Raw genomic sequence first — 13,026 nt, forward strand, 5'->3', positions numbered from 1 at the left:
AGCCACTGGTCGATGCCTTGCCCACGGTGAGAGGCTGTCGTGGCCGGCCCAGACGTTGGCCCCACAAGTTGCATGCCGACAAGGGCTATGACTTTGCGCGTTGCCGAGCCCACCTGCGCAAGCTGGGCATCACGGCGCGTATTGCCCGGCGTGGTATCGAGCGCAATGACCGGCTCGGGCGTCATCGCTGGGTGGTGGAGCGCACCCACGCTTGGTTGGCTGCCTTCGGCAAGTTGCGCACTCGCTTCGAACGTCGCATCGATATTCATGTCGCGCTGCTTTCTCTGGCTTGCTGCGTCATTTGCATTCGCCATCTCGCACCGTTTTGTTAGCCGCTCTAAAAGAAAAACCGCCCGGAGGCGGTTTTGTCGGGGTGGCGCGCCAGGCTCAGATCACCTTGGCGATCGACTGGCAGACATACTCGATGTTCTTGCTGTTGAGCGCGGCCACGCACATGCGTCCCGTGTCGGTTCCGTACACGCCGAATTCGGTGCGCAGGCGAACCATCTGGTCCTTGGTGAGGCCAGAGTAGCTGAACATGCCGATCTGGCTGGTGATGAAGCCCATGTCCCGCTGCACCCCTGCAGCCTGGAGCCCATCGACCAGCTTCTGCCGCATGGCCTTGATGCGCACCCGCATTTCGCCCAGTTCCTTTTCCCAGAGCGCGCGCAGCTCGGGATTGCCCAGCACCGCAGCCACCACCGCGCCGCCATGTGTCGGCGGGTTGGAGTAGTTGGTGCGGATCACGATCTTGAGCTGGCTCAGCACGCGGCTGGCCTCTTCCTTGTCGGTGCACAGTACCGACAGAGCACCTACGCGCTCGCCGTACAGGCTGAAGCTCTTGGAGAACGACGTGGAGACGAAGAAGCTGAGGCCGGCGGCCACGAACTTGCCGATGACCGCGCCGTCTTCCGCGATGCCGTGGCCGAAGCCCTGGTAGGCCATGTCCAGGAATGCCGTGAGGCCCTTGGCCTTGACCGCCTTGACCACCTCGTCCCATTGTTCGGAGGTGATGTCGTAGCCCGTGGGGTTGTGGCAGCAGGCGTGCAGCACGACGACCGTGCCAGGCGCCGCAGCGTTCAGGCTGGCCAGCATGCCGTCGAAATCCACGCCGCGCTTTGCCGCGTCGTAGTAGGTGTAGGACTCGACCGTGAACCCGGCGTTCGTGAACAACGCGCGGTGGTTTTCCCAGCTGGGATCGGAAATCAGCACCTTGGCATCGGGGCTCACCTTCTTGATGAAATCAGCCCCGATCTTCAGGCCGCCCGTACCGCCCAGGGCCTGGACCGTGGCGACGCGGCCGGAAGTGACCGGCTCGCTGTTCTCGCCGAAGACCAGCGACTTCACGGCATTGTCGTAGGCTGCGATTCCGTCGATGGGCAGATAGCCGCGCGCCGAGGGCTTGTCCATCATGGCCTTTTCAGCGGCCTGCACGCACTGCAGCAGGGGCAGCTTGCCGTTGTCGTCGAAATACACGCCCACCCCCAGGTTGACCTTGCTGGGATTGGTGTCAGCAGCGTACTGCTCGTTCAGACCCAGGATGGGGTCGCGCGGTGCCATTTCGACGGCGGTAAAGAGAGACATGGAGTTTCCTTGGGGTATCGACGGAGGATGTCGGAACGTGGACCGGGCCTGTTGTACTCTGCCAGGTCGCCCTGATTTTAAGGGCTCCACTTTTCGTGAACCCATGCCAAAACTCATCGAAACCATGCCGGTGGCGCAAGAGGGCTCCTTCGTTCGTTTCCCGGACTCGCCGTTCGAATTGTTCCAGCCCTATCCGCCAGCGGGCGATCAGCCTGCTGCCATCGAGCAACTGGTGGAAGGCGTGCGCGATGGCGAAGTGTTCCAGACGCTGCTCGGGGTGACCGGCTCTGGCAAGACGTTCACGATGGCCAATGTGATCGCGCGCATGGGCAGGCCTGCCATCGTCTTCGCCCCCAACAAGACGCTTGCGGCGCAGCTCTACAGCGAATTCAGGGAGTTCTTCCCGAACAATGCGGTCGAGTATTTCGTGAGCTACTACGACTACTACCAACCCGAAGCCTACGTTCCGCAGCGAGACCTGTTCATCGAAAAGGACTCGGCTATCAACGAACACATCGAGCAGATGCGGTTGTCCGCCACCAAAAGCGTGCTGGAGCGGCGTGATGTGGTGATCGTCGCCACGGTGAGTGCGATCTACGGCATCGGCGCCCCGGAGGACTACACGCAGATGCGTTTCATCATGCGGGTGGGGGACGAGCTCAGCCAGCGGGACGTGATTTCGCGACTCATTCGGATGCAGTACACGCGCAATGAGCAGGATTTTTCGCGTGGGACATTCCGCGTGCGCGGAGACACGATCGATGTGTTTCCTTCCGAGCACAGCGAACTGGCCATCCGCATTGAACTGTTCGATGACGAGATCGAAACCTTGTCGCTCTTCGATCCGTTGACGGGCCGTGTGCGCCAGAAGATCCCGCGTTTCACCATCTATCCGAGCAGCCACTATGTCACCCCGCGCGACAAGGTTCTGACAGCCGTCGATACCATCAAGCTGGAGTTGAGCGAACGATTGGCCCAGTTCGTGGCCGAGGGCAAGCTGGTGGAAGCGCAGCGTCTGGAGCAGCGGACACGGTTCGATCTGGAGATGCTGAGCGAGGTGGGGCACTGCAAGGGGATCGAGAACTACACCCGCCATCTGTCAGGCGCAGCGCCCGGCGATCCACCCGCCACGCTCACGGACTATCTGCCGCCGGACGCGCTGATGTTCCTCGATGAAAGCCATCAGATGATCGGCCAGTTGGCGGCCATGTACAACGGAGACCGGGCACGGAAGACGACGTTGGTCGAATATGGGTTTCGGCTACCTTCTGCACTCGACAATCGACCCTTGAAGTTTGAAGAGTTCGAGCGTCGCATGCGCCAGGTGATCTTCGTATCCGCCACGCCTGCAGACTATGAAAAAACGCACTCTGGGCAAGTAGTGGACCAAGTGGTGCGGCCCACAGGGCTCGTGGACCCCATCGTCGAAGTGCGCCCTGCAACACACCAGGTGGACGATGTATTGCAGGAGATCAGGCTCCGGGTGGAGCAACATGAACGGGTGCTGATCACGACCCTGACCAAGCGCATGGCCGAGCAGCTGACGGATTACCTCACTGACAACGGAGTCAAAGTGCGGTATCTGCACTCCGACATCGACACCGTAGAACGTGTCGAGATCATTCGAGACCTGCGTCTTGGGGCGTTCGATGTGCTGGTAGGTATCAACCTCTTGCGAGAGGGGCTGGACATTCCGGAAGTGTCTTTGGTGGCGATCCTGGATGCGGACAAGGAAGGCTTCCTCCGTGCTGAGCGCAGTTTGATCCAGACCATCGGCCGCGCCGCCCGGAATCTGAATGGCCGTGCAATCCTTTACGCAGACCGGATCACCCAATCGATGAAAAAAGCCATCGATGAAACGGAACGTCGGCGCGCCAAGCAGATCGCACACAACGAAGCACAGGGCATCGTTCCTCGCAGCATCGTCAAGCAGGTTCGTGATCTCATAGACGGCGTGTACAGCGAGAAAACGGGGAGAGAGGCGGACCGGCTCGAGCAGGAAGCTATGCGCAGAGCGCAGGTGGAGGATATGTCAGACAAAGACATTGCCCGAGAAATCAAACGGCTGGAAAAACAGATGCTGGAACATGCGCGCAATTTGGAGTTCGAACAGGCGGCAAGGACTCGGGATCAATTGAATCGCTTGAAGGCCCAGGCGTTCGGTGCGAGTGGCGGTGACGGCATCGTTGCCGGGGGTGGGTAGCAAGAACAGCAAGGAGAAATTGTGACCGTTCGGTTTTGTTACCTGACAAAATCAATAGGGATTTGTGCTATACTCCGTTCAAACATTCAAGAAAACAGCCCACGAAGAAGGGCTCCCGCCGTACGTGCGCTTGCACGGTAACCCGCGGGAGTGAGGGCGGAGACGAAGCCACGGACCGTCTGGTCTGCCGATCAGCGGTCGGTTCGCGGCATTTCTACAACGGACAAGCCAACAAAGGAGCTTGCGATGCGTCTCACAACCAAAGGCCGGTTTGCGGTCACCGCCATGATTGATCTGGCACTGCGCCAGAACAATGGCCCCGTTACGCTGGCGGCCATTAGCCAGCGGCAACAGATTTCGCTGTCTTATTTGGAGCAGCTTTTCGGCAAGCTGCGACGCCATGAACTCGTTGAATCCACGCGTGGACCGGGCGGTGGATATACGTTGGCCCGCAAGGCGGCGGACATCACTGTGGCCGACATTATTGTGTCTGTGGATGAACCCATTGACGCGACGCAGTGTGGGGGCAAAGAGAATTGCCTGGGCGATGCCGGTCGTTGCATGACGCACGAGTTGTGGGCTTCGCTTAATCAGCGGATGGTGGAGTTTTTGGATTCTGTCACCCTTCAGAAGCTGGTGGATGACCAGATTGCCAAAGGCGTTCAAATCGAAGACAAGCCTGTAGTACGTCGGGCTATTTCCACGACTCCAGTGGTGAAGCCTATTCGCGTCAATGCACCCAATTCGGTGTTTGCGTTGGGCAACGCTTTCGCCAAGTCTTGAATTGGGATCCCGGGCGACCGGGGGGACGGCTGCTTTGCTCGCGCAGCGTCAGCTTCCGTGACCAGCAACTGCCAGCCAGATTTTTATTGAGCCAGCCATGGATATGACACCGCATTTCCCCATTTATTTGGACTATGGAGCCACTACGCCTGTCGATCCGCGCGTAGTGGATGCCATGATTCCATGGTTGCGCGAGCATTTTGGCAATCCCGCTTCTCGTAGCCATGCTTGGGGCTGGGAAGCCGAAGAGGCTGTGGAGAAGGCCCGTGCAGAAGTAGCGCTTCTGATTAATGCAGATCCACGGGAAATTGTTTGGACCAGTGGGGCGACGGAATCTAATAATCTGGCAATTAAGGGTGCAGGCAATTTCTACAAAGGAAAGGGCAAGCATCTGATCACTGTCAAAACGGAACATAAAGCCGTTTTGGACACAATGCGGGAAATGGAACGTCAAGGGTTCGAAGTCACCTACTTGGATGTGCAGGAAGATGGCTTACTCGACTTTGAGGTACTCAAAGCAGCTATACGTCCTGACACTGTCTTGCTGAGCGTGATGTTCGTCAACAATGAAATTGGTGTCATTCAGGACATTCCTGCAATCGGTGCATTGTGCCGAGAGCGGGGTGTAATTTTTCACGTTGATGCAGCGCAGGCCACAGGCAAGGTGGATATCGATCTGCAAACCCTGCCGGTCGATTTGATGAGCCTTGCCTCACATAAGACCTATGGCCCGAAAGGCATAGGAGCTCTTTATGTTCGTCGGAAGCCGCGGATCCGGCTCGAGGCGCAGATGCACGGTGGTGGGCATGAGCGGGGCATGCGGTCTGGAACTTTACCGACGCATCAGATCGTTGGCATGGGTGAGGCTTTCAGGATTGCCAGAGAAGAGATGCCTCAGGATTTGAACAAGGCCCGCTCCTTGCAGAAGAGATTGCTTGATGGATTGCTTGACATTGAGCAAGTATTTATTAATGGGGATATGGAGCGCCGAGTGCCCCATAACCTAAATATCAGCTTCAATTATGTTGAAGGTGAATCTTTGATTATGGGTATCAAAGGATTGGCTGTGTCCTCGGGGTCTGCATGTACCTCGGCCAGTTTGGAACCTAGCTACGTCTTGCGTGCGTTAGGACGTAGTGATGAGCTGGCTCATAGCAGTCTTCGTATGACGATCGGAAGATTCACTACGGAAGAAGAAATCGATGTTGCAATATCATCGATCCGCCATAATGTTGCGAAACTGCGGGAATTGAGTCCGCTGTGGGAAATGTATAAAGACGGCGTGGACATCAGTGCCATTCAATGGGCTGCACACTAAGTTCATTGCAGATTGGAAGAAGAGAAAGGTAGGTAAATCATGGCTTACTCTGATAAAGTTATCGACCACTATGAAAATCCACGCAATGTGGGTTCTTTTGACAAAAGCGATGATGCCGTCGGGACTGGTATGGTAGGTGCGCCTGCTTGTGGCGATGTGATGAAGCTACAAATTAAGGTCAATCCCGAAACGGGAGTGATTGAAGATGCGCGCTTCAAAACCTACGGGTGTGGGTCTGCTATCGCTTCGTCTTCATTGGTGACGGAATGGGTTAAGGGCAAGACGCTCGATGAGGCGGCTGCGCTCAAAAATGCTGAGATTGCACACGAGTTGGCATTGCCGCCCGTGAAGATTCATTGCTCCATTTTGGCGGAAGATGCAATCAAGGCAGCAGTGGATGATTACAAAGCCAAGCATGCAGCCTTGGCGACTGCCTGATAGCTCGTATGGCAATTACTCTCACCGAGGCCGCAGCGCGGCATGTTAGCCGGTACCTTACTCGTCGCGGTAAAGGTTTGGGAGTGCGTCTAGGGGTAAAAACCACCGGTTGTTCTGGATTGGCGTATAAGCTAGAGTATGTGGATGCCCCTCAGCCTGAAGATATAGTTTTTGAGGACCATGGGGTCAAAATTCTTATCGATCCAAAGAGTCTTGCTTATATTGATGGTACTAAGTTGGACTTTGTGCGGGAAGGGCTGAATGAAGGGTTTCGATTTGAGAATCCTAACGAGCGTGATCGCTGTGGCTGTGGCGAAAGCTTTCGCATTTAATCGGTATTGAACTCTTTCGGCCTGGTCATTTTTTTCTTGTATAAACCGCCATCACATGCGTGATGGCGGTTTTCTTGTTATGAATTTGCAATCTGACGATTTCGAGATATTTGGCCTGCAACCTCGGTTTGCTCAGAATAAAAGCGAAATCGATACACGCTGGAAGGAGTTGCAGCGGGAAGCCCACCCGGATCGCTTTACCGTGCATGGGGCAGCGGCACAACGCGTTGCAATGCAATGGTCTGTTCGAATCAATGAGGCATACCAGCGACTTAAAAGTCCCTTGCGACGAGCCGCATATTTATGCGAGATGCATGGAGCCCGGATACAGGCGGAAGATAATACGGCTATGCCTTCAGACTTCTTAATTCGGCAGATGGAGTGGCGCGAAAGTCTTGATGAAGCAGAAAGTGAAGAAGCCATTGTTCGACTGAATGATGAGGTTCGAAGCGAGCAAAGCGAAACTATCAAACGCTGCGGCTATTTGATCGATGAACAGCAGGACTATTCTGCAGCGGCTGCAGATGTCAGGAAGCTGATGTTCATTGAACGCTTTGCCTTGGATATAGATCGCAAGTTGGAGTCAATCTAGATTAATCTTGCCTTTTTGGCGTGAATGAAGATGCTCGAATTGCAGAAAAATACATGCTGCCAAATTTGAGACATTTGCGACACGCAAAAATTTATACATCGGAATTATGGCGCTTCTGCAGATATCTGAACCTGGCCAATCCCCTGATCCCCATCAAAGGCGCATTGCTGTAGGGATTGATTTGGGTACCACCCATTCTCTTGTTGCCTCTGTTCGTAACGGCATTCCAGAATGCCTGCCTGACGGCCAAGGACGAGTCTTATTGCCTTCGGTCGTTCGTTATCTGGGCAGTGATGGCCGTCGTCAAATCGGTTACGAGGCACTTGCTGCTCAGGCAGAAGATCCGACTAATACCATTTCCTCCGTAAAGCGGTTTATGGGCAGAGGGTTGGATGATATTAATGATGCCGAAAAACTTCCGTTTGCTTTTGTTAAATCTGAAGCCGGCGGAATGTTGGCTCTAAAAACTGTTGACGGAGGAAAATCCCCAGTTGAAGTTAGTGCTGAGATCCTAGCCACTTTGCGATACAGGGCAGAAGATACGTTTAATAACGATCTGTACGGTGCTGTTATTACCGTACCTGCTTATTTTGATGATGCTCAGCGACAGGCGACTAAAGATGCAGCCCGTCTTGCGGGTTTGAATGTGCTACGTCTTATTAATGAGCCTACTGCTGCGGCTATTGCTTATGGCCTTGACAACGCCAGTGAAGGTATTTATGCGATATATGATCTTGGAGGGGGGACATTCGATATCTCCATCTTGCGGTTGAGCCGTGGAGTATTCGAGGTCATGTCCACAGGAGGCGATTCCGCTTTGGGTGGTGATGATTATGATGCGGCGCTTTCTGGATGGGTGGCTGCGCGTCTGGGAATTGCTGTTGAAAATGCCGCAGACAAGGTGGCTTTGCTCTCCGCGGCGCGGCTCTGCAAAGAGCAGCTGACTCACGTAGATAAGACTATTTTCAGGGCTTACATTTCAGGGCATGAAGTGCAGTTAGCAGTGCAGCGTCAGGAGTTTGAAGCAGTCACTGAGGCATTAACAGCCCGCTCTCTCATTGCCGTTAAGCGTGCTTTAAGAGACGCGCAGTTGAAACCTGAGGACATCGAGGGTGTGGTCATGGTGGGTGGTGCAACTCGCATGCCACAAATACAAAAGGCCGTGTCGCAGTATTTTGGATCCCAGCCGCTGAACAATTTGAATCCTGACGAAGTTGTAGCGTTGGGTGCTGCTATCCAGGCGAATCAATTGGCAGGAAACAATCCATCTGGAGAGATGCTGCTTCTTGATGTGATTCCGCTTTCGCTTGGTATTGAGACAATGGGTGGGTTGGTAGAGCGGATTATTTCTCGCAACGAGACTATTCCGACAGCAAAGGCACAAGATTTCACCACCTACAAAGATGGGCAAACCGCGTTGGCCATTCACGTCGTTCAAGGTGAAAGGGATCTTGTAGTCGACTGTCGCAGTTTGGCTCGATTTGAATTGCGAGGTATCCCACCCATGGCAGCAGGTGCTGCGCGTGTAAGGGTCACTTTCACGGTGGATGCGGATGGACTGCTGAATGTGAGCGCGCGTGAACAGAGCACCGGCATAGAGGCTCAAATAGATGTAAAACCATCCTATGGACTCTCGGATAGACAGATTGCTGAAATGCTGAAGGAAGGTTTCGCTACGGCTGAGCAAGATATTCAATCTCGCGCTTTGGTAGAGGCTAGAGTTGATGCGAGCCGTACGCTTATGGCGACTCAAAGCGCTTTGAATGCAGACGGTGATCTTCTTTCCGAAGTCGAAAGGGCATCCATCGATGAACTGATGAGTGCGCTGGATAATTTGCAGGAAATTAGCCAAGTTGCAGTTATTGAAGCAGCAACTGAAGCGCTTGCAAAAGGTACAGAAACCTTTGCAGCCAAGCGCATGAACCGCGGTATACAACAGGCCTTGACAGGTAAGAGCATTCAAAGCCTTTAAAGAGATCTATTTTCCAGCGAACTGAGCGTCATGCCTGTCATTAAAATATTGCCCCATTCCGAATACTGCCCTGTTGGAACTGAAGTCAATGCACCCCCAGGCACCTCCATCTGCGAAGCATTGCTGGATAATGGTATTAAAATTGAGCATGCCTGCGATATGAGCTGCGCATGCACAACATGTCATGTTATCGTAAGGAAGGGATCTGAATCTCTTAATCAAGCAGAAGAGGAGGAGGAGGATTTGCTTGATCGTGCGTGGGGGTTAGAGCCGCAATCGCGACTGTCTTGTCAAGCAATTCTATCGCAAAGCGATGTCACCATAGAAATTCCTAAATATACCGTTAACCACGCAAAGGAGAATCATTGATGGAATATGATTTCTATTTGTATTGTGATTAATGTGAATTGAAAATTTGCTAATATTTGGTGAATTTATGAGTCGGCAGATTGTATTGGATACTGAAACCACAGGTCTTTCCGCTGAAGGCGGTGACCGTATCATCGAACTCGGATGCGTGGAGTTGCTCAACCGCAAGCTGACGGGCAACAATTTGCATTTGTATTTCAACCCGGGTCGGGATAGCCATGAAGATGCACTGAAAGTGCACGGTATTAGCAATGAATTTCTAAAGGATAAGCCGAAATTTTCCGAGATGGTTGATGATATTCTGCAATACCTGCAGGGCGCTGAAATCATTATCCATAATGCGGCATTCGATGTCGGCTTCTTGAACAAAGAGCTCGAATTGACAGGGCGCCCGGCGTTCAGCAACTACGTAGCGGGGGTGCGGGATACATTGGCCATGGCCAAAGAGCTATACCCCGGAAAGCGCAATTCTCTGGACGCGCTGTGTGACCGTTTAGGGGTAGACAATTCCAGCCGGACATTGCACGGTGCTCTGCTGGACGCCGAACTGCTGGCCGACGTATACATCAACCTCACGCGCGGCCAAGATGCGCTGCTCATCGCCGATGATGTGCAGGATGATGAAAGTACGATGTTGCGCTTGGCTGCGGTAGATCTCTCTGCCTTCACGTTGCCTGTGCTTCTCGCAAATGACAAAGAACTTGCGTCCCATAGCGAGGTGCTGGTGGAGATAGACAAGGCCAGCGGCGGCAAAACAATTTGGAAAATTGCCTCAACAGGCTAAAAGCTGTGCCATAATCGTTGGCTGTCGCAACAACGACACGGGTGATTAGCTCAGCGGTAGAGCACTGCCTTCACACGGCAGGGGTCACATGTTCGATCCATGTATCACCCACCAGTTTCCCTCAAAGCGGTGCGCCCAGCGCCGTTTCTGAGCGGGTGATTAGCTCAGCGGTAGAGCACTGCCTTCACACGGCAGGGGTCACATGTTCGATCCATGTATCACCCACCAATCAAGCCCCTGCAGACCTTGTCTGCAGGGGCTTTTGCTTTGTGGCAGCGATTGAAGCACGGTTGTATGGCTTCGATTCACTTCTCGCTCACAATCTTTCTCTGCTTACGGTTGCAGTGAGACTTTCGTCATGATCATTTATCACAACCCCTCGCATCGCCTGCATTCCCCGATTCATGAGTTCTTTCGTGGCGAGCGGGTCCCATGCTTTGAAAAACCTGATCGCGTGGATTACGTCGAGGCACGACTGCGAGAGCGGGGGTATGAGTTGGAAGTACCAGACACCAATAGCACTGGTGCACTCGAGCGTGTGCATGCGATTCGTTATTTGAAATTTCTCCAAGGTGCGTGGCAGGAGTGGCTGGCCCTTGACCCGCTGAATGCTGATGTCCAGCCATTTCCCTCCGTCTGGCCTATACGAACGCTGCGTGACGATCAGGAGCCTGCTAATTTCGTTGCCCGCCTTGGGTTGTATTCCATGGACAACGGTACTCCGTTGGCACAGGGTAGCTGGGCTGCTGCGAAGGCGGGTGCCGATGCTGCGGCGAGTGCGGCCGCTGCAGTTGCCAGGGGCGCGCAGGCCGCTTTTTGCTGTACACGGCCTCCAGGGCATCATGCGGGCCCGGACTTTATGGGGGGCTATTGTTTACTCAACAATGCAGCAGTCGCTGCGCAGCAGTTGTTGGATAGCGGAACGGCTCAGCGTGTCGCAGTTCTGGACGTGGATTACCACCATGGCAATGGCACGCAAAGTATTTTTTACGAGCGTTCTGATGTGATGTTCATCAGCATTCATGGCGATCCTCGGACCGAATACCCTTTCTATTTGGGCTACGCCGATGAAACAGGTAAAGGGGAGGGAGTCGGTTTCAATCTCAACATCCCGCTTGCCGCCGGTACCGTTTTCAAGGACTGGCTGGCAGCGTTGGAACTGGCCTGCTCGCGAATTATTGACTGCGACGCTCAAGCAGTCGTAGTGTCTTTGGGGCTTGATACCTTTGAAGGGGATCCTATTTCCCGATTCAAGCTGGCATCCGATGATTTCTTCGTGGTGGGCGAGCGATTAGGGCGTTTGGGTCTGCCGGCCGTGTTCGTTCTCGAAGGAGGGTACGCTGCAGCGGAGTTGGGGACCAATGCCGTGAATGTGCTTGACGGATTCAAGCGCGCTGCGATTTCCGGTAGGGCCCCAGAGCGGCAAGCATGACTGAAGCCGTCGAGTGCGTTGTGATCGGTGCTGGCGTGGTGGGCCTTGCGGTGGCCCGTGCGCTCGCTCTCGCTGGCCGCGAGGTGCTGGTCATGGAGGCCACGAACGCCGTCGGAAGTGGCACCAGTTCACGCAACAGCGAGGTGATTCACGCGGGCCTCTACTATCCCGAAGGTTCATTGAAGGCGCGCCTGTGTGTGCAAGGCAAGCACATGCTGTATGCCTACTGTGCTCAACGGGCGATTCCCCATCGTCGTTGCGGCAAATTGATCGTTGCGACTTTGCCGGAGCAGTTGGCCGCACTGGACATGATCGTCGCGCGAGCGCGGGCCAATGGCGTCGTTGATTTGCAGCGCTTGACCCGGCAAGAAGCACAGGAGTTGGAACCCGCGGTGGAATGCGCAGCGGCATTGCTTTCCCCCAGCACAGGAATCGTGGATAGCCATGCGTTCATGTTTGCCCTGCAGGGAGATCTGGAGAATGCGGGTGGCATCGTTGTGCTGAACGCACCTTTTGCCAAGGCGACGTGTGTACCAGGCTCGATTCTGTTGGAGGCCGTTGATGGCACCCAACTGAAAGCGCTCTGCGTCGTCAACGCGGCTGGATTGCGGGCACCTGATATGGCTCGCCGGTTTCAAGGCGCCGCAGTCACATCGCTGCCGCAACCGCATTACGCCAAAGGTAGCTATTTCAGCTTGACAGGCAAGGCCCCATTTTCACGGTTGATCTACCCTGTTCCGGAAGAGGGAGGATTGGGCGTGCATTTGACTTTGGATCTGGGTGGGCAGGCGAAATTTGGTCCTGATGTCGAGTGGGTACCTGATCCTGAAGACCTGGCTGTCGATCCTGCCCGTGGCCTAGGGTTCTATGCGGAGGTTCGCAAGTACTGGCCTGGCCTGCGCGACGGCACGTTGCAGCCAGCGTATGCAGGAATGCGCCCCAAGATTCATGGACCACGAGAACCTGCGGCCGATTTCACCATCCTCGGCCCAGAGACCCATGGAGTGCCTGGCCAGGTCCATCTTCTGGGGATCGAGTCACCCGGCCTGACAAGTGCCCTGGCAATTGCAGAGCACGTCGAGAGCCTCCTAACGGTGTGATTCGGAGCGGCGATCTGAAGAGAACCACCTCCAGCAGGGTCGCATCGGTAATATGGGACATCCGCCTACAGCCGACAGGGAGGCGGCGGATTACCTTCGTTTGTCGCTATGAAAGGCTT

Annotated in this window: 13 protein-coding genes and 2 tRNA genes; 14 read left to right on the forward strand and 1 reads right to left on the reverse strand. The window is 54.6% G+C overall.

The genetic code is table 11. The features are described 5' to 3' along the window. The coding region (locus BM144_RS21790; protein WP_139225808.1) for a transposase at positions 1–332 on the forward strand (332 nt) is incomplete at its 5' end. A gap of 55 nt (positions 333–387) precedes the next feature. Here the strand turns inward: BM144_RS21790 and BM144_RS21795 are convergent. After that, positions 388–1,584, reverse strand: a complete 1,197-nt coding sequence (locus BM144_RS21795) for an amino acid aminotransferase (protein ID WP_092957626.1) — start codon at positions 1,582–1,584, stop codon at positions 388–390. 103 nt (positions 1,585–1,687) lie between these two features. Between BM144_RS21795 and uvrB the strand changes: the two genes are divergently transcribed. From uvrB to BM144_RS21860, 13 genes are all read left to right on the forward strand, one after another. Next, positions 1,688–3,787 (forward strand): excinuclease ABC subunit UvrB, encoded by a 2,100-nt coding sequence (uvrB, locus tag BM144_RS21800; RefSeq protein ID WP_092957629.1) that lies wholly within the window; start codon positions 1,688–1,690, stop codon positions 3,785–3,787. Between the two features lie 246 nt (positions 3,788–4,033). Beyond that, entirely contained in the window at positions 4,034–4,570 is a 537-nt protein-coding gene (iscR, locus tag BM144_RS21805) for a Fe-S cluster assembly transcriptional regulator IscR (RefSeq protein ID WP_092837108.1), read from the forward strand. A 97-nt stretch (positions 4,571–4,667) separates the two neighbouring features. Beyond that, the gene (locus BM144_RS21810; RefSeq protein ID WP_092957632.1) at positions 4,668–5,888 is read left to right on the forward strand and encodes an IscS subfamily cysteine desulfurase; all 1,221 of its coding nucleotides are present in this window, start codon (positions 4,668–4,670) and stop codon (positions 5,886–5,888) included. Positions 5,889–5,927: 39 nt separating this feature from the next. After that, positions 5,928–6,326 (forward strand): Fe-S cluster assembly scaffold IscU, encoded by a 399-nt coding sequence (iscU, locus tag BM144_RS21815; RefSeq protein WP_092957635.1) that lies wholly within the window; start codon positions 5,928–5,930, stop codon positions 6,324–6,326. A gap of 8 nt (positions 6,327–6,334) precedes the next feature. Continuing rightward, a complete protein-coding gene (gene iscA / locus BM144_RS21820; protein ID WP_092957638.1) occupies positions 6,335–6,658 on the forward strand; it encodes an iron-sulfur cluster assembly protein IscA in 324 nt (107 codons plus the stop codon). A 79-nt stretch (positions 6,659–6,737) separates the two neighbouring features. Continuing rightward, entirely contained in the window at positions 6,738–7,250 is a 513-nt protein-coding gene (hscB, locus tag BM144_RS21825; protein WP_092957641.1) for a Fe-S protein assembly co-chaperone HscB, read from the forward strand. Positions 7,251–7,356: 106 nt separating this feature from the next. Then, entirely contained in the window at positions 7,357–9,222 is a 1,866-nt protein-coding gene (gene hscA / locus BM144_RS21830) for a Fe-S protein assembly chaperone HscA (RefSeq protein WP_092957644.1), read from the forward strand. Between the two features lie 30 nt (positions 9,223–9,252). Next, a complete protein-coding gene (gene fdx, locus BM144_RS21835; RefSeq protein ID WP_092957647.1) occupies positions 9,253–9,591 on the forward strand; it encodes an ISC system 2Fe-2S type ferredoxin in 339 nt (112 codons plus the stop codon). A 67-nt stretch (positions 9,592–9,658) separates the two neighbouring features. Beyond that, positions 9,659–10,375 (forward strand): DNA polymerase III subunit epsilon, encoded by a 717-nt coding sequence (gene dnaQ, locus BM144_RS21840; RefSeq protein ID WP_092957650.1) that lies wholly within the window; start codon positions 9,659–9,661, stop codon positions 10,373–10,375. Positions 10,376–10,414: 39 nt separating this feature from the next. After that, positions 10,415–10,489, forward strand: a tRNA-Val gene (locus tag BM144_RS21845). 39 nt (positions 10,490–10,528) lie between these two features. Beyond that, positions 10,529–10,603, forward strand: a tRNA-Val gene (locus BM144_RS21850). 130 nt (positions 10,604–10,733) lie between these two features. Next, positions 10,734–11,807, forward strand: coding sequence for a histone deacetylase family protein (locus BM144_RS21855; RefSeq protein ID WP_092957653.1), 1,074 nt, complete (start codon positions 10,734–10,736; stop codon positions 11,805–11,807). Further along, positions 11,804–12,907 carry an NAD(P)/FAD-dependent oxidoreductase gene (locus BM144_RS21860; protein ID WP_092957656.1) on the forward strand — a complete coding sequence of 368 codons (1,104 nt, stop codon included), beginning with the start codon at positions 11,804–11,806 and terminating at the stop codon, positions 12,905–12,907. Before BM144_RS21855 ends, BM144_RS21860 begins: the two co-directional genes overlap by 4 nt. The last annotated feature ends 119 nt before the right edge of the window (positions 12,908–13,026 follow it).

The organism is Paracidovorax konjaci (genome assembly GCF_900112675.1).
Classification (GTDB): Bacteria; Pseudomonadota; Gammaproteobacteria; order Burkholderiales; family Burkholderiaceae_C; genus Paracidovorax; species Paracidovorax konjaci.

Excerpts from the sequence above, each read along its gene's own strand:
- BM144_RS21795 (WP_092957626.1), bottom strand. The coding sequence starts at position 1,584 with ATGTCTCTCTTTACCGCCGTCGAAATGGCACCGCGCGACCCCATCCTG.
- uvrB (WP_092957629.1), top strand. The coding sequence starts at position 1,688 with ATGCCAAAACTCATCGAAACCATGCCGGTGGCGCAAGAGGGCTCCTTC.
- iscR (WP_092837108.1), top strand. The coding sequence starts at position 4,034 with ATGCGTCTCACAACCAAAGGCCGGTTTGCGGTCACCGCCATGATTGAT.
- BM144_RS21810 (WP_092957632.1), top strand. The coding sequence starts at position 4,668 with ATGGATATGACACCGCATTTCCCCATTTATTTGGACTATGGAGCCACT.
- iscU (WP_092957635.1), top strand. The coding sequence starts at position 5,928 with ATGGCTTACTCTGATAAAGTTATCGACCACTATGAAAATCCACGCAAT.
- iscA (WP_092957638.1), top strand. The coding sequence starts at position 6,335 with ATGGCAATTACTCTCACCGAGGCCGCAGCGCGGCATGTTAGCCGGTAC.
- hscB (WP_092957641.1), top strand. The coding sequence starts at position 6,738 with ATGAATTTGCAATCTGACGATTTCGAGATATTTGGCCTGCAACCTCGG.
- hscA (WP_092957644.1), top strand. The coding sequence starts at position 7,357 with ATGGCGCTTCTGCAGATATCTGAACCTGGCCAATCCCCTGATCCCCAT.
- fdx (WP_092957647.1), top strand. The coding sequence starts at position 9,253 with ATGCCTGTCATTAAAATATTGCCCCATTCCGAATACTGCCCTGTTGGA.
- dnaQ (WP_092957650.1), top strand. The coding sequence starts at position 9,659 with ATGAGTCGGCAGATTGTATTGGATACTGAAACCACAGGTCTTTCCGCT.
- BM144_RS21855 (WP_092957653.1), top strand. The coding sequence starts at position 10,734 with ATGATCATTTATCACAACCCCTCGCATCGCCTGCATTCCCCGATTCAT.
- BM144_RS21860 (WP_092957656.1), top strand. The coding sequence starts at position 11,804 with ATGACTGAAGCCGTCGAGTGCGTTGTGATCGGTGCTGGCGTGGTGGGC.